The sequence below is a fragment of the Chromobacterium sp. FG22 genome, from assembly GCF_057809415.1.
In genome coordinates this window covers 108,311-132,871 of the sequence record NZ_JBMDJX010000011.1, presented here as the reverse complement: position 1 = coordinate 132,871, position 24,561 = coordinate 108,311, and the positions used below count along the sequence as shown (strand labels likewise).

Annotated in this window: 21 protein-coding genes, 1 tRNA gene and 1 pseudogene; 15 read left to right on the top strand and 8 right to left on the bottom strand. The window is 66.3% G+C overall.

Annotated elements, in window-relative coordinates; translation table 11 throughout:
* Positions 1 to 61: 61 nt before the first annotated feature.
* From ACODSD_RS13090 to ACODSD_RS13070, 5 genes are all read right to left on the bottom strand, one after another.
* A complete protein-coding gene (locus ACODSD_RS13090; RefSeq protein WP_227108522.1) occupies positions 62 to 1,366 on the bottom strand; it encodes a nucleotide sugar dehydrogenase in 1,305 nt (434 codons plus the stop codon).
* Positions 1,367 to 1,679: 313 nt separating this feature from the next.
* A complete protein-coding gene (locus ACODSD_RS13085) occupies positions 1,680 to 2,423 on the bottom strand; it encodes a polyamine aminopropyltransferase (protein ID WP_233246777.1) in 744 nt (247 codons plus the stop codon).
* Positions 2,424 to 2,469: 46 nt separating this feature from the next.
* Positions 2,470 to 3,447 (bottom strand): tRNA 2-thiocytidine(32) synthetase TtcA, encoded by a 978-nt coding sequence (ttcA, locus tag ACODSD_RS13080; protein ID WP_227106653.1) that lies wholly within the window; start codon positions 3,445 to 3,447, stop codon positions 2,470 to 2,472.
* 102 nt (positions 3,448 to 3,549) lie between these two features.
* Complete coding sequence (locus tag ACODSD_RS13075) at positions 3,550 to 4,311, bottom strand: pteridine reductase (protein WP_227106652.1); 762 nt, start codon at positions 4,309 to 4,311, stop codon at positions 3,550 to 3,552.
* 78 nt (positions 4,312 to 4,389) lie between these two features.
* Positions 4,390 to 4,938, bottom strand: coding sequence for a hypothetical protein (locus ACODSD_RS13070; protein WP_488877529.1), 549 nt, complete (start codon positions 4,936 to 4,938; stop codon positions 4,390 to 4,392).
* 61 nt (positions 4,939 to 4,999) lie between these two features.
* On the opposite strand from ACODSD_RS13070, the gene ACODSD_RS13065 reads away from it, so the two are divergent.
* The 3 genes from ACODSD_RS13065 to ACODSD_RS13055 all read left to right on the top strand — a co-directional run bounded on the left by ACODSD_RS13065 (position 5,000) and on the right by ACODSD_RS13055 (position 7,283).
* Positions 5,000 to 6,151 carry a class I SAM-dependent methyltransferase gene (locus ACODSD_RS13065; RefSeq protein ID WP_488877528.1) on the top strand — a complete coding sequence of 384 codons (1,152 nt, stop codon included), beginning with the start codon at positions 5,000 to 5,002 and terminating at the stop codon, positions 6,149 to 6,151.
* Between the two features lie 85 nt (positions 6,152 to 6,236).
* A tRNA-Met gene (locus ACODSD_RS13060) sits at positions 6,237 to 6,313 on the top strand.
* 148 nt (positions 6,314 to 6,461) lie between these two features.
* On the top strand, positions 6,462 to 7,283 hold the full coding sequence (locus tag ACODSD_RS13055; protein WP_488877527.1) for a substrate-binding periplasmic protein: 822 nt from the start codon (positions 6,462 to 6,464) through the stop codon (positions 7,281 to 7,283).
* A 16-nt stretch (positions 7,284 to 7,299) separates the two neighbouring features.
* Here the strand turns inward: ACODSD_RS13055 and recC are convergent, their stop codons facing one another.
* A complete protein-coding gene (gene recC / locus ACODSD_RS13050; protein ID WP_488877526.1) occupies positions 7,300 to 10,509 on the bottom strand; it encodes an exodeoxyribonuclease V subunit gamma in 3,210 nt (1,069 codons plus the stop codon).
* A gap of 212 nt (positions 10,510 to 10,721) precedes the next feature.
* On the opposite strand from recC, the gene ACODSD_RS13045 reads away from it, so the two are divergent.
* From ACODSD_RS13045 to ACODSD_RS13000, 10 genes are all read left to right on the top strand, one after another.
* Positions 10,722 to 11,153, top strand: a complete 432-nt coding sequence (locus ACODSD_RS13045; RefSeq protein ID WP_488877525.1) for a type IV pilin protein — start codon at positions 10,722 to 10,724, stop codon at positions 11,151 to 11,153.
* Positions 11,147 to 11,650, top strand: coding sequence for a prepilin-type N-terminal cleavage/methylation domain-containing protein (locus ACODSD_RS13040; protein WP_488877524.1), 504 nt, complete (start codon positions 11,147 to 11,149; stop codon positions 11,648 to 11,650). The genes ACODSD_RS13045 and ACODSD_RS13040 overlap by 7 nt, the downstream gene beginning before the upstream one ends.
* Positions 11,640 to 12,029 (top strand): hypothetical protein, encoded by a 390-nt coding sequence (locus ACODSD_RS13035; RefSeq protein WP_253315130.1) that lies wholly within the window; start codon positions 11,640 to 11,642, stop codon positions 12,027 to 12,029. Before ACODSD_RS13040 ends, ACODSD_RS13035 begins: the two co-directional genes overlap by 11 nt.
* A complete protein-coding gene (locus ACODSD_RS13030) occupies positions 12,022 to 12,717 on the top strand; it encodes a hypothetical protein (protein ID WP_488877523.1) in 696 nt (231 codons plus the stop codon). The genes ACODSD_RS13035 and ACODSD_RS13030 overlap by 8 nt, the downstream gene beginning before the upstream one ends.
* The gene (locus ACODSD_RS13025) at positions 12,714 to 14,717 is read left to right on the top strand and encodes a DUF4097 family beta strand repeat-containing protein (RefSeq protein WP_488877522.1); all 2,004 of its coding nucleotides are present in this window, start codon (positions 12,714 to 12,716) and stop codon (positions 14,715 to 14,717) included. Before ACODSD_RS13030 ends, ACODSD_RS13025 begins: the two co-directional genes overlap by 4 nt.
* A gap of 81 nt (positions 14,718 to 14,798) precedes the next feature.
* Complete coding sequence (locus ACODSD_RS13020) at positions 14,799 to 15,185, top strand: SirB2 family protein (RefSeq protein ID WP_488877521.1); 387 nt, start codon at positions 14,799 to 14,801, stop codon at positions 15,183 to 15,185.
* An 85-nt stretch (positions 15,186 to 15,270) separates the two neighbouring features.
* Positions 15,271 to 16,287, top strand: coding sequence for a ubiquinone anaerobic biosynthesis protein UbiU (gene ubiU / locus ACODSD_RS13015; protein WP_107797976.1), 1,017 nt, complete (start codon positions 15,271 to 15,273; stop codon positions 16,285 to 16,287).
* 26 nt (positions 16,288 to 16,313) lie between these two features.
* The gene (locus ACODSD_RS13010) at positions 16,314 to 17,243 is read left to right on the top strand and encodes a U32 family peptidase (RefSeq protein WP_488877520.1); all 930 of its coding nucleotides are present in this window, start codon (positions 16,314 to 16,316) and stop codon (positions 17,241 to 17,243) included.
* Positions 17,230 to 17,664, top strand: coding sequence for a ubiquinone anaerobic biosynthesis accessory factor UbiT (ubiT, locus tag ACODSD_RS13005; RefSeq protein ID WP_488877519.1), 435 nt, complete (start codon positions 17,230 to 17,232; stop codon positions 17,662 to 17,664). Before ACODSD_RS13010 ends, ubiT begins: the two co-directional genes overlap by 14 nt.
* Before the next feature lie 273 nt (positions 17,665 to 17,937).
* Complete coding sequence (locus ACODSD_RS13000) at positions 17,938 to 18,711, top strand: GGDEF domain-containing protein (RefSeq protein ID WP_107797973.1); 774 nt, start codon at positions 17,938 to 17,940, stop codon at positions 18,709 to 18,711.
* Position 18,712: 1 nt separating this feature from the next.
* Here ACODSD_RS13000 and ACODSD_RS12995 read toward each other — a convergent pair whose 3' ends face one another.
* Both ACODSD_RS12995 and ACODSD_RS12990 read right to left on the bottom strand, forming a co-directional pair.
* Positions 18,713 to 20,005 (bottom strand): NAD(P)/FAD-dependent oxidoreductase, encoded by a 1,293-nt coding sequence (locus ACODSD_RS12995; protein ID WP_227106630.1) that lies wholly within the window; start codon positions 20,003 to 20,005, stop codon positions 18,713 to 18,715.
* Between the two features lie 173 nt (positions 20,006 to 20,178).
* A complete protein-coding gene (locus tag ACODSD_RS12990) occupies positions 20,179 to 21,144 on the bottom strand; it encodes a LysR family transcriptional regulator (protein WP_048413744.1) in 966 nt (321 codons plus the stop codon).
* Positions 21,145 to 21,595: 451 nt separating this feature from the next.
* Between ACODSD_RS12990 and ACODSD_RS12985 the strand changes: the two are divergent.
* Both ACODSD_RS12985 and ACODSD_RS12980 read left to right on the top strand, forming a co-directional pair.
* Positions 21,596 to 23,674 (top strand): annotated as a pseudogene (locus ACODSD_RS12985) (ribonucleoside triphosphate reductase).
* Positions 23,655 to 24,362 carry an anaerobic ribonucleoside-triphosphate reductase activating protein gene (locus tag ACODSD_RS12980; RefSeq protein ID WP_488877518.1) on the top strand — a complete coding sequence of 236 codons (708 nt, stop codon included), beginning with the start codon at positions 23,655 to 23,657 and terminating at the stop codon, positions 24,360 to 24,362. The pseudogene ACODSD_RS12985 and the gene ACODSD_RS12980 overlap by 20 nt, the downstream one beginning before the upstream one ends.
* Positions 24,363 to 24,561: the final 199 nt, after the last annotated feature.

Here is a 24,561-nt window from a genome sequence, read left to right as displayed (position 1 = left end):
CTCAAGTCATCTTGACCTGCGGGCTCCGGCTTTGTCCGTGTCTTTCCGTGGCTAAAAACAATCAGGCCTTGACGATATTGTCCGCCGGCTCCAGATACTTGCCGCGGCTGTCCACCACCAGCTGCGCGTGCGCCTTGATCTGCGCGTAGTCGAACTTGTCGTGGTCGGTGGCCAGCAGCACGCAGTCGTAGCCGGCGATGGCTTCATTGCTCAGCGCCACGCTGGACAGCTCGAAACGGTGCTCGCGCATCTTGGGGAACACCGGCACGTGCGGATCGCTGTAAGCCACTTCCGCTCCCAGATCGCGCAGCTTTTCCATCAGGAACACCGACGGGCTTTCGCGCATATCGTCGACGTTCTTCTTATAGGCGATGCCCAACACCAGCACGCGGCTGCCATTGATCGCCTTCTTGCGCAGGTTCAGCGCGGCGGCCACTTTGGACACCACGTAGTCCGGCATATTGCTGTTCACTTCGCCGGCCAGCTCGATGAAGCGGGTGTTGACCCCGTATTCGCGCGCCTTCCAGGTCAGGTAGAACGGGTCGATCGGAATGCAATGGCCGCCCAGGCCCGGGCCCGGATAATAGGGCACGAAGCCGAAAGGCTTGGTGGCGGCGGCGCGGATCACTTCGTGGATGTCGATGCCCATCTTGTCGGCGACGATCTTCATTTCGTTGACCAGGCCGATGTTCACCGCGCGGTGGATGTTTTCCAGCAGCTTGGTCATTTCTGCGGCGCGGGTGGAGGACACCGGCACCACCTTGTCGATCACCGCGCTGTACAACGCCACGCCGATTTCCTGGCAGGCCGGAGTTACGCCGCCGCACACCTTGGGAATGGTGCGGGTGGTGAAGTTGGGGTTGCCCGGATCTTCACGCTCCGGCGAGAACACCAGGAAGGCGTTGTCGCCCACCTTCAGGCCGCGCGACTCCATGCGCGGCAGCAGTTCTTCATCGGTGGTGCCCGGATAGGTGGTGGACTCCAGCGACACCAGATGGCCTTCGCGCAGATAGGGCACCAGGCTGTCCATGGTGTTGAGCACGAAGGACAGGTCCGGCTCGCGGTATTTGTTCAGCGGCGTCGGCACGCACAGAATCAGGGTATCGGCTTCCGGCACGCGGCTGAAGTCGGTGGTGGCCTCGAAGCCGCGCTCCAGCGCGGTGGCGATGCTGTCGGCGGAGATATGCTCGATATAGCTTTGGCCGGCCATCAGGGCGTCCACCTTGCCCTGGTCGATGTCGAAGCCCAGCACTTTGTAGCCGACTTCGGCGAAACGCAGCATCAGCGGCAGGCCGACATAGCCCAGGCCCACGATGCCGATGACGGCGGATTTGTCTGCAATCCGATTGAGCAGTTGCTGCTTGATCACGGTGTAAGTCCCAACAGTATGTAAATACGATAGCGGCGGACCGGACATTCAGGACGAGCGGCGCGGAAGCGAAATCGCCCGCGCCGCGCCTGTCCTAAACTGTCCGGTCCACCGCCATAAAGTTCATTCAACGGCAAGCCAGCTTGCCGTTTTCCGTTTCTGTCCGTACTGATCTGCCTCAGAGCTCTCTGCATCCGAACTCGTTTCGCGCAGCGCGCCATCCGTCCCAAGCCGGCGTGGCCGTAATGCCGGCATTATACGCCTCTTCCCGCGCGTCATTGGGTAAGCAAATGTACGCAGACGCCCCGCTTCAGACCAGTAAATGCCCCGCCGTGTGCTGATTGGTCATTTTCAAACGGCTGACGAAATCGACGAACTCCAGACCGAAGCGCCCCTCCAGTTCGTCGGCCCGTTTTTTCAAGGCCTCCCACTGCGTCAGCGTCGGGCTCTGGCGGAAAGCCATCACCGCCACATTGCCGTGGCTGGCCGCCGGCAGTTCCAGCACCCGGCCCTCGAACACGTTCAACAGGCGCTCGATGAAGGACTGATAACGCTTGTCCCCGCTCCACCAATTGGTGACGAACACGCCCTTGGGGCTGAGCGCGCGCTTGCAGTCCTCGAAGAAGTCCTCGGTGGTCAGCGCGTCGACGATCTGCAGGCCGTCGAAGCCGTCCACCAGGATGGCGTCGGTGGAGCCGCGGAAGATCTTCACGTAATCGGCGCCGTCGGCCTCGACGATCTCGAAGAAATCGCCCTCCTCCGGCAGCTGGAAAAAGGCGCGCGCCACCGCGATCACCTGCGGATTGATGTCCACCGCCACGCTGACCGCGTCCGGCAGGTATTCATCGATGAAGCGGGCGAAGGAGCCACCGCCCAGGCCGATCTGCAAAATATGCTGCGGCGCGTCGTTCCACAGTAGAAAACCCATCATCGCCCGGCTGTAACTGAGCACCAGATCGGCCGGGTCGTCCAGATCCATGGAACTCTGTATCGTTTCCGAGCCCAGGTGCAAAGAACGGATATTGTCCGCCTCCGAGATCTCCACCTCCGGCATTTCCTCCACCGCGGGGCGCACGCGGCGGCGGAACGGATGCAAGGCCCTACGCGCCACAGCCTGAGTCCTCTCCCGCCGGTTTGCGCGAATCCAGAATGCTGATGGTGCGTTTCTTCGGCGCCGCGTCGGCCTCGTCGTCCTGCGGCGGCGGCGGGTCGCGGAATTCTTCCTTGTCGAAAGCGGTGTCGCCGTCCTCGAACGGCGCGTCGCCGGTCTTCAGGCCGGCGAAGTCGAACAGGCCGGTGTCGGCCAGATGGGACGGCACCACGTTCTGCAACGCGCGGAACATGCTCTCCAGACGGCCGGGGAAGCGGCGGTCCCAGTCATTGACCATGTCCTTGACCACCTGGCGCTGCAAATTGGGTTGCGAGCCGCACAGATTGCAAGGAATGATGGGGAATTCGCGCAGCGCGGCATAGCGCTCGATATCCTTTTCGCGGCAGTAAGCCAGCGGGCGTATCACCATGTGGCGGCCGTCGTCGGACACCAGCTTGGGCGGCATGGACTTCAGCTTGCCGCCGTAGAACATATTCAGGAACAGGGTGTGCAGAATGTCGTCGCGGTGGTGGCCCAGCGCAATCTTGGTCGCGCCCAGTTCGTCGGCCACGCGGTAGAGAATGCCGCGGCGCAGCCGCGAACACAGGCTGCAAGTGGTCTTGCCTTCCGGCACCAGGCGCTTGACGATGGAATAGGTGTCTTCTTCGACGATGCGGTATTCGACGCCGATGGAATCCAGGTATTCCGGCAGCACGTGCTCGGGGAAGCCCGGCTGTTTCTGGTCCAGATTGACCGCCACGATGGAGAAATCGATAGGCGCGGACTTCTGCAAGCCGCGCAGAATGTCCAGCAAGGTGTAGCTGTCCTTGCCGCCGGACAGGCAGACCATCACACGGTCGCCCTCTTCTATCATATTGAAGTCATTGATGGCGTCACCCACATGGTGGCGCAGGCGCTTGGCCAGTTTATTGCCTTCAAACACGGCCTTTTTGGCCTTGTCGTCGAGGACGCTGCTTGCTTCGGACATGGAGTACGGCTAAGAAATTGAAAAACAGGCGATTTTACTTTTTTTCCGCGGCGAAATCCACGACGGCGAACAAGGCGCGCGCGCGGCCCGCCCGCGCAGCAGCTACAACACCACGCTGCGGCCGCCGTCCACCGCCAGAATCTGACCGGTGACGTAGCCGGCGTCCAGCAGCAGAAAGGCCACCGCCCGGGCGATGTCCTCCGGCACTCCGGTGCGGCGCAAGGGAATGCTGGCCTCGATCGCCGCGCGCTCCGCCGCGTCGAAGGACGCGTCGTCCTCCGGCCACAGATTCACTCCGGGCGAGACCCCGTTGACCCGCACCGCCGGCGCCAGCTCTATCGCCAGGCTGCGGATCAGCTGCGCGTGGCCGGCCTTGGCCAGGTTGTACACCACATGGCGGGCCATCGGCCGCTCCACGTGGATGTCGGCGATGCCGACAATGGCGCCGCGACGCTTGGCCAGCTCAGGCGCCAGCGCCTGGGACAGGAATAGCGGCGCCTTCAGATTGCTGCCCATCAGATCGTGCCAGGCCGCCTCGTCGATCCGGCCCACCTCGGTGGGGAAGAAGCTGGACGCGTTGTTGACCAGGCCGTCCAGCCGGCCGAACGCCGCCACCGCCCGCGCCGCCAGCGCCGGCAAGGCCGCCGTGTCCAGCAAATCGCCCTGCAGCAAGCGCGCGGAATCCGGCCGCGCCGCGTTCAGTTCCGCCGCCAAGGCCTCCGCCTCGCCGCGCGAACCGCGATAGTGCAACACCACCCGCAGGCCGCGCGCGTGCAAATGCCGGGCGATGCCCGCGCCCACGCGCCGCGCCGCGCCGCTGATCAGCGCCACCCGCTGCTCTCCTGTCGTCCCCTGATCCGCCATTTCCGCTCCTCTGAATCTTCGCCCGCCGCCGCAGGCTCCCACACGCGCCTTACGCCGCGATGACGCCGGCCGCGCGCTCTATTTCTTGCCCATGCACGGCTGGGCCGCCGCCAAGGCCGCCTGGCTGGACGGCGGCAAGACGAAACGCGCCACCAGCTTGCCGTGCTTGCGGCTGGCGCCGTCTATCGTCACCAGCAGTTCCTTATGCGCGGCGGACTGCCAGACGAAGAACTCGCCCCGCGACGGCCACTCGAACACGAAGCGGCCGCTCGCCTCGTACCAGCCGGCGAAATGACTGTCCACGCCGCGGCGCAAACCGGCCAGGTTCAGCTTGAGCTTGCGCCGCTCGCCCAAGCCGCCCGGCCCCTCGTACGGACGCACGTCCCAGCCGCCCAATTGATCCGACACGTGCAAGGACAGCCGCAAGGGCGGGCTGTCCGCGCGGCAAGCCACGTCCAAACGCGCCGGAAAGCGGCTGCGCCCCACCGTCGCCTCGCCGTCCAGGCTGGCCACTTGCAAAGGATTGTCCGGATACGGCTTCGACACCGCCCACTGCGGCGCCGCCAGCGCCGGCCCCAGCAACAGGCCGCCCGCGCAGCCGGCCATCCAACGGTAAAATCCGCTCACCCTCTTCTCCTGTCCGTCAGTTTCCACCACAATCGCGGCACATTGTAGCAGGATGACCGCCATGACCACCTTACCCGCCGCCAGCGCCGACGCGCTGGCCACCAGCCAAAGCCTTGTCCACGCCATTCAGGCGGAAATCCGCCAGCAGGGCGGCTGGATGCCGTTCTCCCGCTACATGGAGCTGGCGCTGTACGCGCCCGGCCTGGGCTATTACGCCGCCGGCAGCCGCAAACTGGGCGCGGCCGGCGACTTCACCACCGCGCCGGAAATGAGCGCCTTGTTCGGCCGCGCGCTGGCGCGCCAGCTGGCGGAACTGCTGCCGCAAACCGCCAATGTGGTCTATGAGTTCGGCGCCGGCACCGGCAAGCTGGCCATCGACATTCTCAGCGAACTGCAAGCGCTGGACGCGCTGCCGGAACGCTATTGCATCATCGATCTGTCGCCAGACCTGATCGAACGCCAGCAAAGCAATATCCGCCAGGCGCTGCCGCAACTGGCCGAGCGCGTGCAGTGGCTGAGCCAGCTGCCGGAGCGGCTGGACGGCGTGATCATCGGCAACGAAGTGCTGGACGCCATGCCCTGCGAGCTGATCCACTGGACCCCCGAAGCCCAACGGCGCGGCGTGGCGCTGGACGGCGAGCGCTTTGTCTGGGAAGACCGCGCCATTCAGGATCCGCGGCTGCTGCAACTGGCCCAGGCCATCCAGCCGCGGCACGACGACTATGTTTCCGAAATCAGCCCGGCCAATATCGGCTTCCTCCACACCCTGGCGCAAAAACTGGATCGCGGCGCCGTGCTGCTGCTGGACTACGGCTTCCCCGCCGCCGAGTACTATCACCCGCAGCGCCATATGGGCACGCTGATAGGCCATTACCGCCACCACACCGTGGACGATCCCTTCTTCCTGCCCGGCCTGATGGACTTGACCTGCCACGTCGATTTCAGCGCGGTGGCCCAGGCCGGCATAGACGCCGGCCTGGACCTGATCGGCTACACCACCCAGGCTCAATTCCTGATCAACGCCGGCATCACCCAGTTGCTGGAGCAGCTGGACCCGGCCGACGCCGCCGGCTATCTGCCGCAGGCCGCCGCGGTGCAGAAGCTGCTGTCGCCGTCGGAAATGGGCGAGTTGTTCAAGGCCATAGGCTTCGGCAAGGGGGTAAGCATAGACTGGAGCGGTTTCCTGCGCGGCGACCGCTGCTACACCCTGTAAGCCGGCGGCCGCGAGAATCTTGTTGACAGCCGGCTTTCGGCTGCGTATATTTCGCGTCTCGGTGCACTCGTGAATCGAAAAACGTGGCGAATTAGCTCAGTCGGTTAGAGCGACGGAATCATAATCCGCAGGTCCGGGGTTCGAGTCCCTGATTCGCCACCAAAATGAAAAGGGTCAGCGCAAGCTGACCCTTTTCGCATTCCCGCCGCCTTCGGCCCCTTCCCGTTTATCCACAGCCCCGCACGGCTACGCGAAGTTATCCCCAGCCTCCGCCCGGCTATAGTAAAGCATCCCCCGCCGGAGCCTCGCCATGCGCCGACTTTTCCGCCTCGCCGTCCACGGCCTGGCCTCTGCCGCGGCGCTATGCGCCGGACCGGTCCTGGCCGCGCCTCAACCGGCCGTCAGCGCCTGCGTCCGGGAATTAAGCGTCGGCTGGGACAGTTGGCCGCCTTACCACTATCTATCCGCGCGCCAGCAACTGGACGGCTACGCCGTCGCCGTGCTCAACGAAGCCGCGCGCCGGACCGGCTGCCGGCTCCACTACCAGCAAATGCCCTGGCCGCGGACCTTGCTGAGCCTGAAAAACGGTCTAGTGGACGTGGCGATGGAGGCGCTGAAAACGCCGGAACGCGAGTCCTTCGCCCACTTCGTCTGGGCCTACAGCCCCACCACCGTGCGCTTGTGGAGCTTGCGCGGCCGCGCGGCGCAATGGCCGACGCACCGGCTGGAAGATTTGGGCAAGCACGGCAAGCTCATCCTGGGCGTCACCCGCGGCGACAGCTACGGGGCCAGCCTGGACGCCTGGCTGAAACTCCCGCCGCCAAGCGTCAGCGTGGACATCGGGCCGACGCTGGACATCAATATCCAAAAGCTGCGAGCCAGGAGGCTGGACCTGTTGCTGGCCAACAGCGCGACCCTGCGCGCGGCGCTGCAGGCCCAACCGACGGGAGCGGAGATCGTGCCGCTCGCGCCGGTCTGGAATATCGGCGGCGCGTATTTCATCTTCAGCAAAAGCAGCGTGCCGCAGCCGGTGGCGGACGCTTTCCGGCAGGCCCTGACCGGCATGCGGCGCGACGGCTCGATCCAGACCTTGTATCAGCGCTACTTCGAAGCGCCGTATCCGGAGGAATGAGCCGGCGCCGGCCGCCTCACTCCGCGCCGCCGCCCTGCAGCCGCTCCGCCAGCGGCGACAGCAGGGTTTCCGCCAGTTGCGCGAACAGAGGATCGTCCAGGGGCTGTTGATTGCGGAAGGCCAGCGCGATCGCCGCCTCGTCCTTTTGCGCCATGCCGCCTTCGCGGACAAAGCCGGGGTCCCATTTTTCCAGCGCTTTCCGCATCGCCTTGTCGCGCCGCTCCGGCTCCGCCGCCAAAGCTTCGGCATACGCCCAGCTGGTGCGGCCGAACCAGGGCAAGGCTTGGTCCTGGCCCTGACGCCAGCGCGCCAGCCACGGCTCCAGCAAGGCCAAGGCCTCCGGCTCGTCCTCCAGCAGCAGGCTGCCCGTGTCGTCGTAGCAGGCGGTGCGGCAGACCACGCCCGGCGGCCGCGCCGCGCACAGAATCAGATGGCTCAGCCACAGGGCCACGCGCTGGGCGGCGTTGATCTTGCCGACGACGAAATCCAGCTGGCCTTCGGGGCGCAGCCCGGTGAGCTCGCCCACCAGGGTGAGGCCGGCCGCATGCAGATGAACCGGCTGCGGCGGCAAAACGTCCCGGCTCAGCGCGGCCGGCAGCCGCGCCGCCAGCTTGACGCTGGAACGCGCCTCCTCCACCAGCCAGGCCCGGCCCAGCGCGGCCGGCGGCAGCAGGCCGGCGGCGGCGACGCGCTCGCGCACCGGCGCTTGCGGACGGCGATGCAACATGGCGTCCACCAACTGCCTGCGCACCGCCTGGCTGGCGTCGCCGTCCACGGCGAAAGGCTCGCGCACCGGCAGCTCCTCGTCGCCGCCGAACAGGCGGATGGCGAGCCGGTCCGCCAGCCAGGCGCGCACCGGATTGCGCCAGAAACGGATGAAGTCGTGCAGATTGACCACGCCGCTGAGCGCCGCCGGCGGCAAGGCTTCGGCGAACGGCCGCGGCGCGGCCTCCGGCTGCGACAGGGCGGCGGCGAAAGTGGGCTCGAAGCTGGCCAGCCGCGGGTCCGCGCCGTCGTAGGCGGCGGGCGAGAACGGCTGCAGCGGGTGGCGCACCGTCAGCGCCCGGCCAAGATCCTGACCGCACATGGCGGAGAAGCAATCCAGCAATTCGGCGATCAGCGGCGAGGGCGGCAGGGTTTCGCCGCTGCGGGCGGACTGGCCCACATAGGACAGATAGAGCGTTTCCCGCGCGGAGAGAATGGCCTCCAGGAAGAGGTAGCGGTCGTCGAAACGGCGCGAGCGGTCGCCGCGGCGCGGATGGCGCGCCACCAGGTCGAAGCTGACCGGGCGTTCGTCGCGCGGATAAGCGCCGTCGTTCATGCCGATCAGGCACAACACGCGGAAGGGAATGGAGCGCATCGGCACCATCGCGCAGAAGGTGACGCCGCCGGACAGAAAGCCCAGCGGCGAGGCCAGGGTCAGTTTGCGTTTGAGCCAATCCCGCACCGCCGGCAGGCCCACCTCTTGCTCGAAGCCGGCCAGCTCGGCGTCCTCCGCCAGTTCCGCCAACGCGGCGCGCAATACCTCCAGCGCTTTCTCGTCGTCGGCGTCCGCGTCGAACAGCCGCTCGCAAGCCTGTTGCAAGCGCTCCGCCCACCGAGCCGGAGCGGCCGGACGCGCCCACTCCTCCGCCACGCGCTCCAGTTCGCGATAGCAGGCGGAAAAGCGCCCCAGCGCTTCCGCCAACTGGCCCTGAGCGCTGCTGTGCGGCAGCAGGCCGGCGTACAGGCCGCTGTCGTCGCCGGCCAAGGCCGGCGGCAGCACCGCGCCCAGCAACAGCCGGTCCAGGCCCCAGCGCCAGGTGAACAGCGGGTCCGCCGGCAAACCCAGCGCCGCCTTGTGCGCGGCGTCCCGTCCCCAGCGGATGCCGGCCTCGCGCACCCATTGCTGCACAAAGGGCACGTCGGCGTCGTCCAGGCCGAAGCGGCGCAACAAGGCCGGCGCGTCCAACAAGGCCAGCACCTGATCGGCGGCGAAGCGGGAGTCGGCCAGGTCCAGCAAGGCCGCGTAGCTGGCCAGCAGCGGTTCTTCGCGCGCGATGCGGCGGTCGGCGATGCTGTAGGGAATGTCCGGCGCCGCGTCCTCCTGCGGACGAGCGCCGAACACCGCGTCGATATAAGGCGCGTAGCTGTTGATGTCCGGGGTCAGCACGGCCACGTCGGCGGGATTGAGGCCGGGGTCCTCGCGGAACATCGTCAGCAAGCGGTCTTTCAATACTTCCAGTTCGCGCATCGGCCCGTGGGCGGCGTGGATCTGCACCGAATCGTCGTCCGCCGCCAGCGGACGCGGCGCGTCCTTGGGATCGTTCAATTGCAGGATGTCGCGCTGCAAGCGCGCCAGCAGCGCGTCGCCGCGAGGAATGTCGAATAGGGGCCGCGCGTCCAACTCGCTGTCTTCGGCGATCAGTTCGAAGAAATCGCGGCCCTGCTTACCCAGCGAGGCCAACAAGGGATGGCCCTCGGTGGCGAACAAATCCCCCTTCTGCTGCAGCTTGAGCTTGCGGCGGGCGTCGACGATGTCGCCCCAGTAAGCTTCGCAGGGATTGAGGGTGAACAGGCAGACGTCGGTAAGCTGGGACAGGCGCTTGACCAGGGCCAGATACATCGGCGCCAGGCTGGCGATGCCGAACAGCGTCACCCGCTCCGGCAGATGCTCGGCCCTGAGTTCGGCGAAGAACTCGTCCAGCATGCGCACGCGGTGGCGGCTGGGATCGCTGTCGGCAAGCCGCCGCCACAAGGCGGCCTGCCAGGCCTCGTCGTCGCCCAGGCCCAGCAACTGGCCGGCCTCCCAGGCGCGGATCCAATCCGGCCGGAACACCAGATATTGGTCGAAGATGTCGGCCACCTTGCCGGCCAGCTCGAAACAGGCGGCCTCGCCGCCCTCCAGATAGCGCGACAAAGCGAGAAAAGGCTCGCCCTCCAGCGTGGGCAGCAGCTCCATCAGCCGCCAGCTCAGCACTTCCGGCGCGAACGAGGATTTGCGCGGCAGATCCGGCATCACCCGCTGCATCAGCCGCCAGGCGAAGGCGGCCGGCAGCACGAAGTCCAGATTGGCGGCCACGCCGTTGCTGCGGGCCAGGTCCAGCGTGATCCAGCGCCCCATGCCGCGGCTCTGCACGATCACGGTTTCCGGCGCGAACGAGTCGGACAGCGGCAGGCTCTGGCTCATGCCGCAAAACAGCTGACCCAATTGCTCCAAGCGGTTGGACTGGTAAAGAAGCAGCATGCGGGGATAGGCGGTAGGTGAAATCAGCCCAAGTGTAGCATCCGCGGCCCGGATCGGCCGCATACGCCGCGCGCGGCAGATTATGCCGCTAGGCGACGCTCAGACGGCGGCTTGCTTCTCGCCAAGATATTTACAAAGCATATTGATGCCAATCAATACCAATGTGAGTCCAATAACGCTAAAATATGACGTTTATTTAGCAAGGCGATGTCGTGAGCGCATCCGTCCGGCCGCAAGGCCATTCCGGCTTCACCCTGATCGAGATGATGGTGGTGGCCGCCATCGTCAGCATCCTGCTCTTGGTGGCGGTGCCGTCTTATCAGCGCCATGTGCAGGCGGCCAAGGCCAATACCGCCAAGAGCGATCTGATGGCCCTGAGCCTGGCGCTGGAAAACCACAAACTGCTGCACCTGGCCTATCCCGCCGCCAGCGCGGACAACGCCAGCGCCATCCGCGCCGCTTTGGGCAATAACAGCTGGCAGCCGGCACAGCCTGAATTCAACTATCGCTACCAGCCGCAAGGCGGCAGCTTCCTGCTCACCGCCAGCGGCGTCAGCCCGCAGCTGTCCGGCTGCGTGCTGAAGCTCGACGGCGCGGATCAAAGCGCCAACACCAGCAGCGCCGACTGCCGGACCCAATGGTGACCCCGCCCCGCCGCCAGCGCGGCCTGACCCTGATGGAGCTGTGCGCGACGCTGGCGCTGATCGGCCTGTTGGCGCTGCTCAGCGTGCCGCTGGCGCAAGGCTGGAGCGACGCCCACAAACTGGCGCTGGGCCGCAGCCAACTGGCGCGGGCCTACGCCCAAACCCAGGCCGCGGCGCTGAGCAATCCGCTGGCGGCCGCGCCGGACCAGCCCGCCGCGGTGCTGATGTCCAGCGCAGAAGGCCAGCTGTGCGTCTTCGCCGGCACGCCGGCCAGCGGCAGCCAGGGCGAGCGTTGCCACGGCGCGGCGCTGTGGCGCACCGCCGCGCCGCGCCCGGTGAGCCTGGGAAAAAGCTGCCTGGCGACCCCGGCCGCGCAATGCCTGGCCCTGAACAACCAGGGCCAGCCGCTGGCGGCGCAGGCGGCCGGCGTCGCCTGCGGCACGCGGCCGGCCTACTGCATCCGCGGCGCGCAGCAGGAGCTCAGCGGTGATTTGTAAAACGCAAAGCGGCGTCAGCCTGCTGGAAAGCCTGATCGCCATGTTGCTGCTGATGCTGACCGGCCTCGGCATTGTTTTCGTCAACGCGCGCAGCCTGGGTAGTCAACAGCAGCTGCAACAGCATGCGCTGGCCCTGAGCAAGGCGCGGGAACAACTGCAACAGGGCGGCCTGCCCTGCGACAGCCCCAACGACTGGCCGCTGGCCAGCGGCGTCAGCGCCACCGCGCGGCTGAGCTGCAGTTCCGCGCCCGCGGTGACCCTGCGCGGACAGCCGCAGAACGGCGGCGCGGACATCAGCGCCAAGGCCGCGCTGAGCGGCCGGACCTTGCAGCTGCGGGACGCGGCCTCCTCCACCCTCAGTCTGAGCAATCATGAATAAGCGCGCCGCCGGCTTCAGTCTGCTGGAGCTCTTGATCGGCATGCTGCTGGCGCTGATCACCACGCTGGCGATGCTGACCCTCTACCGCCAGACCGCGCGCAGCGTGTTCGATCCGGACCAGGGCAGCGCCAAGCTGGCGCAGCGGGACGGCCAATTGATGGCGGCGCTGCTCAGCGTGCAGCAGCAGGCGCAGGAAGCCGGTTTCGGCGCCGCCGGCGGCCGCGAACAAAACCTTCAACTGCTGTCGATAAGCGATTTGAGCGTCGACGCCGACGGCGCCGTCTCAGCGCTTAGCGCCGCGCCGGCGGCTTCCGGCGCCGCCAACGCGGCGGTCTGGCGTTACCGTCCGCAATTGGACGCCGGCGCTTACGCCTGCCGCGGCGTGGCCAGCGTGGACGGCGCCGGCCAGAGCAGCGTGTTGTACCAGTTGCAGGCGGACGACTGCGCGGCCATCGCCGACGCGCTGACCCAGCCCTCGCAATGGCGGGCGCGGGCGCTGACCGGCCCGCTGCCGCCGCGGCACAAGCTCGGCATGGCCTTGCGGCTGGAACAAGCCTGCTGGCCCTACGCCGTCGCCGCGGCGGCGAGCCAGACCTTTCCGCAGCTGCTGCTCAACTACGACAACACGCTGCAAGGCGAGAGCCGCAGCTTCGCCAGCTGTCTGACCAATCTGGCGGCCCCCGCATGAAGGCCCGTTCCCTCCCGCCGCGCCGGCAGCGCGGCGTCGCCGCGGTGCTGATGGTGCTGCTCACCGGCATGGCCCTGACCGCGCTGGCGCTGGGCGGCATGCATCATCTGCGCGGCCAGCAGGAACTGACCCGCTCGCTGCGCGGCAATAGCGAGGCGCAATGGCGCGCCTGGACCGGTGCGGAACTGGTGCGGCAATACCTGTCGGCGCTGACACCGGCGCAAATCAAGGCGCTGGAGCTGGACGGCGCGGCGCTGAATCTGGAGCGCGCCAGCTTGCCGCCGGAAAGCCAGGCGCTGGCCGACGCCCTCCAGATCAAGCTGCTGCCGGCGCCCCGCGCCGCCGGCGCCGTGATCGAGGACGACAAGGTCGCCGCCTGGATCACCGCCCGCAGCGGCGACGCCACGGTGACGCTGGAGGTGGTCTACCAATTGAACGGCGCGCCGACGCCGCCGGCCGCCAACGCCGCGGCGCAAATCCGCGGCGGCCTGTCCACCAGCGGCAATATTGTGGTCACCGGCGCCAAGGACGCGCTCTTGCAAGTGGAAGGCGCGGTGGACACCAGCGGCAGCCTGAGCGGCGTCAGCGCGATCCAGGCCACCGGTGACATCCTGTTCCAGGGCAATCCGGCCCGCGGCGACGGCCAGGCTCCGCTCAGCCTGTGGAGCAACGGCGACATCCGCGTCAACAGCGGCCAGTTCCTGACGCTGAAAGCGCGCGGCAACATCGTCATGGGCAGCGGCAGCGACGTGGAGACCGCCGCCGCCAACGGCTCGGTCGGCAGCAGCGGCGAACGAGTGGGCCGGCTGTCCGCCATCGGCGACGTGACCCTGGCCGGCAACGTCGCCGTTTCCGCGCAATTGCTGAGCCAGGGCGATGTGCGCACCAGCAGCAGCAACCGGCTGAACGCCTTGCGCGCCCAGGGCCTGCTGGACAGCCGCGGCAACGCCAATATCGACGACGGCCTCATCGGCGGCGCCTTCACCCACAACGGCGCGCAGATCTTCGATGCCGCCGGCCAGGCGCGCCAGCCGCCGCCGAACACCGTGCGGGTGCGCCATCAGGCCGGGCTGAAAGTGCCGCTGGAGCCGGTGCCGGAGTTCCGCCTGGGCGCGACCCGCGTCAACGCCAACGATTACCGCGACGCCGCCAACCTCATCGTCTACTGGGATGCGGCGGACCGTTCCGCCGACGCGCTGCAGCGCATCCGCGTCCGGCTGCAACATGTGGCCGGCGTGCCGGACGGCGCGGTCTACCGGCTGGGCCGGCAGCGGGCCGACGACTGGCAGCGCAACGATCTGTGCCCGGCCTTGCAGGCCGACGGCAGGCGCTGCGCCCCGGTGGCCGGCCAGCCGGCCTTGCGGCTGTGCGAGAGCGACGCGGAGAGCTGCTTGTCCGGCAGCACCGCGCAGCAATGGCTGCTGCGCCTCAAGCCGCCGCAAGGCATGCTGCCCGGCGTGGCGCTGTTCGAAGGCAATCTGTCGCTGTACGGCCGGCTGGACAACGCCATTCTCGCCACCGGCCACATCGAAACCAGCAGCAATGTGGAACTGTGGAGCCTGCGCCAGGCCGGCGCGGCGCGCGTGTGCCGCAGCCCGGACTTCCCGGACGTCTATCCGCTGAACCACTGCGCCGCGGACCGGAACTCGCTGCGCGAATCCCCGCTGCTCGGCATCGCCCTGCTGGCCGGCGGCTACGACGCCGCCCAGGCCTTCGGCGGCGGCAAGATCCGGCTGGGCGCCAGCAACCGCATCCACGGCGCGGTGCTGGCCGGCGACACCCTGGACACCGCCGGCAGCACCCATATCTTCGGCCCGGTCAGCGCGGGGCTGCAAAGCCGCCCGCCCGGCGCGCCGCCGCCCTCCCGGCCGCTGAACAGCCTGGGCGCGGAAACCGTGATCGACATCAGCGGTCAGAACGGATTGCCGGGCGAAGGCGGCGGCGGCACGCCGAACCCGCAAACGGGCGCGGCCCGGGTATTATGGGCGCGCTATCGTTAAGCGCCGTCTAAGAACCTGTTTACGATCCGCCATGCCTTGCCAGAGCGTAAACCCGTTCTCACTCCTCAACTTTGGACGCCTATGTACCCTTATCTGATCGTCAAACACGCCCATATGGGCTTCGCCTATCTATCGATCCTGCTGTTCGCCGTGCGCGGCGGCCTGATGCTGGGCGACAAGCAACACATCCTGGCGCTGAAACCGGTGCGCATCCTGCCCCACGTCGTCGACACCCTGCTGCTGGGCTGTGCCATCGCCCTGGTGGTCATGGGTGGCTGGCCCATTCTGCAAAGCCCCTGGCTGCTGGCCAAGATCGTCGGCCTGGTGCTGTACGTGGCGCTGGGCACCATCGCGCTGCGCCGCGGCAAAACCCCGCAAACCCGCTTGATCGCCTTCCTCTGCGCGCTGGCGACGGTGTTCTACATTGTGCTGGTGGCCAAGACCAAGCTGGTCTTCCCTTTCTTCTAGGCCCTCCGCCTGCGCTTGACCCAGAACAAGGCCCCGCGACGCGGGGCTTGTTATCGTCGGCGGGTTTTGAACCGGACCGACCAAGATGGCTCTGCACACATTCCTGCCCGAGCTGGTCTGCCCCGCCGGCAGCCTGCCGGCGCTCAAGGCCGCGGTGGACAACGGCGCTGACACCGTTTACCTGGGCCTTAAAAACCAGACCAACGCCCGCAACTTCGCCGGGCTGAATTTCGACGACGCCAGCGCGCGCGAAGGCATCGCCTACGCGCACCGCCACGGCCGCAAAGTGCTGATGGCGATCAACACCTTCGCCCAGGGCGGCGACTCCAGCCGCTGGCGCGCGGCGGTGGACCAGGGCGCGGCGCTGGGCGCCGACGCGCTGATCCTGGCCGACCTGGGCCTGATGGCCTACGCCGCCGAGCGCCATCCGCAGCTGCGCCTGCACATGTCGGTGCAAAGCTCGGCCACCAATTACGAAGCCATCAACCTGGCGCGCGACATGTTCGGCATCCGCCGCGCGGTGCTGCCGCGGGTGCTGACCCTGGACCAGGTGCGCCATGTGATCGAGCACACCGACGTCGAGATCGAAGTCTTCGGCTTCGGCAGCCTGTGCGTAATGGTGGAAGGCCGCTGCCAGCTGTCCAGCTACGCCACCGGCGAGTCGCCCAACACCCACGGCGTGTGCTCGCCGGCCAAATTCGTGCGCTGGGAACCGGGCGAGCGGCGCATGAACGCCCGCCTCAACCACATCCTGATCGACAGCTACCGCGACGACGAACCCGCCGGCTACCCGACGCTGTGCAAGGGCCGCTTTCAGGTGCGCGACGAAACCTATTACGCGCTGGAAGAACCCACCAGCCTCAATGTGCTGGACATGCTGCCGCAAATCATCGCCAGCGGCGTGGCCGCGATCAAGGTGGAAGGCCGCCAGCGCAGCCCGGCCTACGTGGCCCAGGTGACGCGCGCGCTGCGCGAAGCGCTGGATGCCGCCGCCCGCGACGGCGCGCGCTTCCAGCCGCGTCCGGCCTGGCACCAGGCGCTGAACAAAGTGTCGGAAGGGCAGCAGCAGACGCTGGGCGCCTACAACCGGCCGTGGAAATGAGCGCCGCCCCCGATGGAAAACCGCCAATGACAAGCCTTAATCTGCAATTGACGCTGGGCCCGGTGCTGTTCTTCTGGCCGCGCGACACCCTGCTGGACTTCTACGCCGCCGCCGCCGACTGGCCGCTGGACCGGATCTATCTGGGCGAGGTGGTGTGCTCCCGCCGCCAGCAAATGCGGCCGCAAGACTGGATTTCGCTGGCGCGCGATCTGGCCGCCGCCGGCAAGCGCGTCACGCTCAGCTGCCAGGCGCTGCTGGAGAGCGAATCCGATCTGCGCCGCGCGCGCCAGTTGGCCGCCAACGGCGATATCGCGCTGGAAGCCAACGACCTGGGCGCGATCAAGCTGGCGCGGGAACACGGCCTGCCCTTCGTCGCCGGCCCGCATCTGAACATCTACAACGCCGACACCCTGAAGCTGATCCGCGACTGGGGCGCCGAACGCTGGGTGCCCCCGGTGGAAATGGACCGCGCCACGCTGGCCGAGCTCTTGGCGCGCTACGCCGAGATCGGCGCGCCCATCGCCACCGAGCTGTTCGCCTGGGGCAAGCTGCCCCTGGCCCTGTCCGCGCGCTGCTTCACCGCCCGTCATTACAATCTGAGCAAGGACGATTGCCAGTTCCGCTGCCTGGAACACCCGGACGGCCTCGCCATGCGCACCCAGGACCAGCAGGACTTCCTCACCCTCAACGGCATCCAGACCCTGTCCGCCGGCTGCCACAGCCTGCTGCCGCATTTGCGCGAGCTGGCCGCCATCGGCGTCGACGCCGTGCGCCTCAGTCCGCAGTCCCGCGCCACCGGCGATATCGTCGCCCTGTTCCGCCAAGCGCTGGACGGCGCCGACCCGGCGGCGCTGCAAGCCGCCAGCGGCCAGCACGCCGACGCCGAACTGGTGGACGGCTATTGGCGCGGCCAGGCCGGCAACCAAGCCATAGGAGCCCCCCATGCGCATTCCTGATCTCGCCCTGCCCGCCGCCGCCGCCGCGCTGCTGTCCCGGCTGCCCGCCGCGCCGCCGGCCTGGCTGCTGGTCGCCAGCCTCAATCAATTGGCGCGGCGCGGCGTGCTGCCGGCCGACATGGCGCTGCTGGCCGGCCGCCGCTTCGCCATCCGCGTGCTGGACGCCGGCCTGACCCTGCGCTTCCGCGCCGACGAACAAGGCTTCCACCGCGACCGGGACGACGGCGCCGCCGATTTGCAGCTCTCCGCCACGCTGGCCGACTTCGCCCGGATGATGCTGCGCGAGGAAGACCCGGACACGCTGTTTTTCCACCGCAAGCTGCTGGTTGAAGGCGACACCGAGCTGGGGCTCATCGTCAAGAATCTACTGGACAGCGTGGACTGGAGCGCCACGCCGCTGGCGCGCTTCATGGCCGTGTAATCCCCTGTTCAAGCTTTCGCGGCCGGGGATGAGGTAAGGCCGAAACCGCCGAGCAAGCGGGAGACGCGGATGGCGCGCAAGCCTTTCCAAGGCGTTTTCAAAGCCCTTTTCCATCCATCCCGCCGGCGCGCGGCGGACTTTGACGCGCTTCTTGGAGCGCCTCGCCGGCGCTCGCCCCTTGTGGCTGAGCCAAGTTTGGGCTAATCCGAAAAGAATCAACGCAATCAAGCCGCCTCCCGGCGGCCTGCACTCATCGGAAACGGCCCAAGCCCCATGAAGCCACGCCTGTTCAGCCTGCGGCAGATCTTGTTCGACTTGGCCATCCTGCTCATGGCCAATCTGCTGCTGCTCTGGCTGGCCCAGCGCTACCAACTGCTGTCCGCGCTGGGGACGGGGCCCGGCGACGGCAATGCGCAAACCATGGCGCTGGCGTTGCTGCTATGCGTGAACCTGGCCGTGTCGCTGGCGCTGTTCGCCTACCGCCGGGCCCGCGAATCCCACGCCATGCTGCAAGAGCTCAACACCATCGCCGGCCAGGACGCGGTCACCGGCCTGGCCAACCGCCGCCAGGCCAACACCATACTGGAGCGCGAAACCGAGCGCTCCTACCGTACCCGGCGGCCGTTTTCGGTGCTGCTGCTGGACATCGACCACTTCAAGGACGTCAACGACAACTACGGCCATCTGGCCGGCGACCAGGTGCTGGCCGCTTTTGGCCAGTTGCTGCAAAAACGCGCGCGCCAGCTGGACACGGTGGCGCGCTGGGGCGGCGACGAATTCCTGGTGATTTGCCCTGAGACCGAGCAAAGCGGCGCGCTGGCGCTGGCCGACGACATCCGCCAGCGGCTGGCTCAGACCGAGCTGCCAGCGGTGAAACGCCTGAGCGCCAGCATAGGCGTGGCCACCCAGACCGTGGACGACATGCCGGAAACCTTGCTGCACCGCGCCGACATGTATCTGTACGCGGCCAAGAACGCGGGCCGCAACCGGGCGGTGGGCGAAGCCGGCAGCGCCAGCCGCGAACGCCGCCTCGCCCCCGACGAATAACTCACAGCCCCAGACGGTCCCGGAGCCCGTACCACCACGCCCCCATGCTCAGCATCGGCACGCGGAGCGCGCGTCCGCCGGGGAAGGGGTAGTGCGGCAGACCGGCGAATTGATCGAAGCGCCGGCTGTCGCCGTGGATGGCTTCCGCCAGCAAGCGACCGGCCAAATGGGTATACGTGACGCCGTGGCCGCTGCAACCCTGAGAGTAATAGACATTGTCGCCGATGCGCCCGGCCTGCGGCAGCCGCGACAGGGTCAGCGAGAAATTGCCGGTCCAGCCGAACTCGATCTTGTAATCCGCCAACTGCGGAAAGGTTTTCAGCATCTTGGGACGGATCAGCCGCTCCACCTCGCCCGGATCGCGCGCGCCGTACACGGTGCCGCCGCCGTACAACAGCCGGTGGTCGGCGGTCAGCCGGTAATAATCCAGCAGGAAGTTGCAATCCTCGACGCAGTGGTCGCCCGGCAGCAAGCTCTTGGCCAACGCCTCCGGCAAACGCTCGGTGGTCACCACCTGGGTGCCGCAGGGCAGGCTCTTCTCCGCCAGCGCCGGCAGCAACTCGCCCAGATAGGCGTTGCCGGCCACCACCAGGAAGCGGCAACTGACCTCGCCGCCGGCGGTCTCCACTCGCACCCGGCCGCCCGGATGAATCTTCAAGACCGCCGACTGCTCGAAAATCCGCCCGCCCAGCGACTCCAGCGCCGCCGCCTCGCCCAAGACCAGGTTCAACGGATGGATATGCCCGCCCCAATTGTCCAGCAAGGCGCCGGCGTACTGGTCCGACGCCACGATGCCGCGCATGCCCTCTCGGTCCACCAGTTGCAGGCCGGTATGGCCGTAGCGCTCCCACAGCCGCTTCTTGGCCGCCAGCTCGTCCAGCTGCTTCTGAGTGAAGGCGGCGAACACATTGCCGGTTTTCAGATCGCACTGAATGCCGTATTGCGCAATGCGCTCGCGGATGATGCGGCCGCCTTCGAAAGCCATCGCGCCCAGCGCCTCGGCCGCCGCCCTGCCGTGCCGCCGCTCGATCACGTCCATGTCGCGGCTATAGCTGTTGACGATCTGCCCGCCGTTGCGGCCCGACGCGCCCCAGCCCACCCGCGCCGCCTCCAGCACCGCCACCTGATAACCGCGCTCCGCCAGATGCAGCGCCGCGGACACCCCGGTGTAGCCGGCGCCGATCACACAGACGTCCACCTGCTCCGCCCCTTGCAAGGATGGACGCTCCGGCGATGGATGGGCGGATGCGGCGTAATAAGAGCTCGTGTGTTCCAGTCTGGCCGGCGCGTTCATGGCTGTCTCCTTGGCGAAGCGAACGCGGAGCGTCCGTTCATGATTGGTATAAAAATACAATACACGTGCTCATTATATTTAACAACACCTGGGAGAAAGGATGGGTCGCGGCGACAAAAAGACATGAAAAAAGCCAGCGCAAGCGCTGGCTTCGGGTTCAGACGGAGACGGGATCAGATCGCGTTTTTCTGGGCCGCCTTGCGCTTGGCGCTCAAATCCAGGCCCGGCAGGTCCGCCATGATGTCCGGATGGTCGGCCAACTTCTCCACCACGAAATCAACGAAGACCCGGGTACGCGGCGCGATGTGGTCGCGATGCGGGAAACAGATGTAGATAGAACGCTCCAGCGACACCATATCGGTCAGCACCGGCTCCAGTTCGCCGGAGCGGATCAGATGCACCACCTCATGGCCCGGCAACTGGGCCACGCCCATGCCCAGCCGCGCCAGCTCGGCCACCGCCTCCATCTCGTTCAGCGTATACGTGCCGTTGACCTCCAGCGGAATCCGCTCGCCCTTGCGGTCGAACTCCCACTTGAACAGACGGCCGGACGTGGGGAACTGGAAGTTGATGCAATCGTGGTTGCTCAACTCCTCCGGCGCGCTCGGGCGGCCGTGCAAATCCCAGTAGCCGGGCGAGGCCACCACATAGAGCGGCATCTGCGCCAGATTGCGCGCCACCATGCGGCTGTCCGGCATCATGCCGGAACGCACGCCCACATCGTAGCCGTCCTCGATCAGATCGCTGAAATGATCGTCCAGGCCGAAGAAGACCCGCACCTTGGGATAGCGCTCGCAGAACTCGCCCATGATGGGCAGGATGAAACGCCGGCCAAAGGAGTTGGGCATGCTGACCCGCAGATGGCCGGCCGGCTCGTCGCGGCTGGCTTTCAACTGATTGATCGCCGAATCCAGATTGTTCACCGGTCCGCGGCACTGGGCGTAGAAACGGCGCCCGTCCTCGGTCAGCGTCAATTGGCGCGTGGTGCGGTTGAACAGGCGAACCTCCAGTTCCTGCTCCAGCCGGGCGATGCTCTGGCTGATAGCGGCCGGCGATACGCCCAGCTTGCGCGCGGCGTCGGAGAAACTGCCGTTTTCCGCCGTGGTCATGAAGACCATCAATGCTTTTAAGGTGTCCATAATCAGGGATGTTCCAGGCTCGGCATCGCCTACCCTTCACGCCCGGACGGACGCCCTGGATTTGACAATGCTGATAACATTATTAAGTAGTATCTCTTTAAAAAGGGTACACCATACCCTTTGATGATTAAAGAAGAACTTGCAAATTGTTGTGAATGCATCTTCATGGACAAATCCACGCCAGGAACAGAACCGACCGCAGCTTCCCCACTGCACCGCTCGCGGAGCGCACTTTGTCATATAGTTTTACAGCTTAGTTGAAAATACATTGCCCTATTTTCTATGCAATCCAAGTATGCACCTGATTCGGTCTGAATGCCATGAGTTTGTTGCAACAGACTCAATGAAACAGCATCAAGTTGGCAACAATATGCCGCCGCCCCGCCCGCGTCGCCCTTGAGCGCCACAGCCGGCCCCAATCCAGCATAAGTCATGCGCTGTCGCAAACAACATGACATTGCGCTCCCAATGGCCAGGTTTTCGCCCCGGAATCCAGCCTTCGCCGTCGTCAAAAGCGCCTCGCTTGATCCGCGTCAAGTTATCGCCACCTCAGCCACACAGCGCACAAAACACAATTTATAGTGGCGCTCATTCGATAACTTCACTAGATATAGAAATGAGCACAGCCTCCGCGCCCACCGCCATGGTGGATGCCATCTCCGCGATCGACGAATATCTGGACCGGGCCGACTGGCGGGTCAACGCCAACGCCAATCAGGGCTACAGCCTGGGCGGCCTGATTCTCAACATCGCCGGCAAACTCACCGCCAATTACTGGCTGGAGCGGGTACTGGCGCCGGAAGCCGCCCTCGCCCACCGCCAGGGCGATCTGCACATCCACGATCTGGACATGCTGTCCGGCTACTGCGCCGGCTGGTCGCTGCGCACCCTGTTGCAAAATGGCTTCAACGGCATTCCCGGCAAGGTGGAATCCGCGCCGCCGCGCCACTTGTCCTCCGCCTGCGGCCAGATCGTCAACTTCCTCGGCACCTTGCAAAACGAGTGGGCCGGCGCCCAGGCCTTCAGCTCCTTCGACACCTATCTGGCCCCCTTCGTCAAAAAAGACGGGCTGAGCTACGCGGACGTGCGCCAGTGCGTCCAGGAACTGATCTACAACCTCAACGTGCCCAGCCGCTGGGGCACCCAGACCCCGTTCACCAATCTGACCTTCGACTGGACCTGCCCGGACGACATCGCCGAGCAGATTCCAGTGATAGGCGGCGAGGAAATGAGCTTCCGCTACGGCGATTGCGCGCGCGAAATGGCGATGATCAACCGCGCCTACATCGAAGTGATGCTGGCCGGCGACGCCAAAGGCCGCTCCTTCACCTTCCCGATTCCCACCTACAACATCACCCGCGACTTCGACTGGCACGGCGAAAACACCGATCTCTTGTTCGAGATGACCGCCAAATACGGTCTGCCCTATTTCCAGAACTTCGTGAACTCCGACCTGGAGCCGCAGATGGTGCGCAGTATGTGCTGCCGGCTGCAATTGGACTTGCGGGAACTGCTCAAGCGCGGCAACGGCCTGTTCGGCAGCGCCGAACAAACCGGCTCCGTCGGCGTGATCACCGTCAATTGCGCGCGTCTGGGCCACCGCTTCGCCGGCGACTACGCCGCGCTGCTGGCCGAAACCGACCGCTTGCTGGAATTGTCCCGCGACGCGCTGGAGAAAAAACGCGGCGAAGTGCAAGCGCGGATAGACGACGGCCTCTACCCCTACACCCGTCACTTCCTGGGCTCGCTGCGCAATCATTTCAGCACCATAGGCGTCAACGGCATCAATGAAATGATCCGCAACTTCAGCGGGGACCGCATCGACATCACCAGCGAGGAAGGCCACCAACTGGCCTGCGACTACCTGGATCACATCCGCCAGCGCATGGTGGAGTTCCAGGAAAGCACCGGCCACCTGTACAACCTGGAAGCCACCCCGGCGGAAGGCACCACCTACCGCTTCGCCAAGGAAGACCGCAAACGCTACCCCGGCATCCTGCAGGCCGGCAGCGACGCCCATCCTTATTACACCAACTCCAGCCAACTGCCGGTGGGCTTCACCGACGACCCCTTCGAGGCCCTGCAGCGCCAGGAACAGCTGCAGCGCAAATACACCGGCGGCACCGTGCTGCACCTTTATATGACCGAGGCGGTCAGCAGCGCCGACGCCTGCCGCGAACTGGTGCGCCGCTCGCTATCCCGCTTCCGCCTGCCCTATATCACGGTCACCCCGACCTTCTCGATCTGCCCCAAGCACGGCTATCTGTCCGGTCACCATGAATTCTGCCCGCGCTGCGACGCGGAACTGCTGGCGCGCCAGCCTTCATAAGCCCTTAAGAAAGGAAAGCTCATGACTCCCCCCACCCGCCTCCCCGGCCAAGACGCCGCCCCGCTCAACGACGAACAGCGCACCCGCTGCGAAGTCTGGACCCGCGTAATGGGTTATCACCGCCCGGTGCAGTCTTTCAATATCGGCAAACGCGGAGAATTCGACGAACGGGTCTGCTTCAGTGAACACGCCGCCCGCTGACCCCGCAGCAGCCCGCATCGGCGGGCTGACGCCGTTCTCCAGCTGCGACTGGCCGGGCAAACTGTGCGCCGTGGTCTTTCTCGCCGGCTGCCCCTGGCGTTGCGGCTATTGCCACAATCCCCACCTGCTGCGGCGCCAAAACGGCGAAACCCGCTGGCCGGACACCCTGCGCTGGCTGCAAAGCCGGGTCGGCCTGCTCGACGGCGTGGTGTTCTCCGGCGGCGAACCGCTGCAGGAGCCGGCGCTGCCGGCGCTGCTGGAACAGACCCGGGCGCTGGGCTTCGCCACCGGCCTGCATACCGGCGGCGCGTATCCGCAGCGCTTGCGGCGGGTGCTGCCGTTGCTGGATTGGGTCGGCCTGGACATCAAGACCGATTTCGGCGCCTATCCGGCGCTGACCGGCTTGCCCCGCAGCGGCGAGCAGACCGAGGCCTCGCTGCACTGTTTGTTGCAAAACAACAGCAATTTTGAATGTCGCAGCAGCATACATCCGCACTGGCACAATGAGTCCCAACTGGCCGCGCTGGCGCGGCGGCTGGCGGCGCTGGGCGTCGCCGACTATCACTGGCAGCAACTGCGTCCCCCGCCCTCCTTCGCCCTGCCCCCGGCTCCGGCCGGCTGGCCCGCGCCGCAACTGATAGAAGAGATCGCGCCTTTGTTCCAGCGCTTCAGTTATCGGGAACACTGACAGAAGGTCCAGTTTTCCAAGCTTGTCCCGGCGTCTTCCTTATGACGCCCCAACTTCCCGCCTAGTTTGTCCCCCGCCAAATAGCACCAAATAAGTCATTGATCAATATAATTATTTCTACTTACGGATTTTTGGACAGGCAATTTGTTATAATGTCGGCGACGAATGCAACAGTCGCTGTTCTTGGCACCAGAACAAG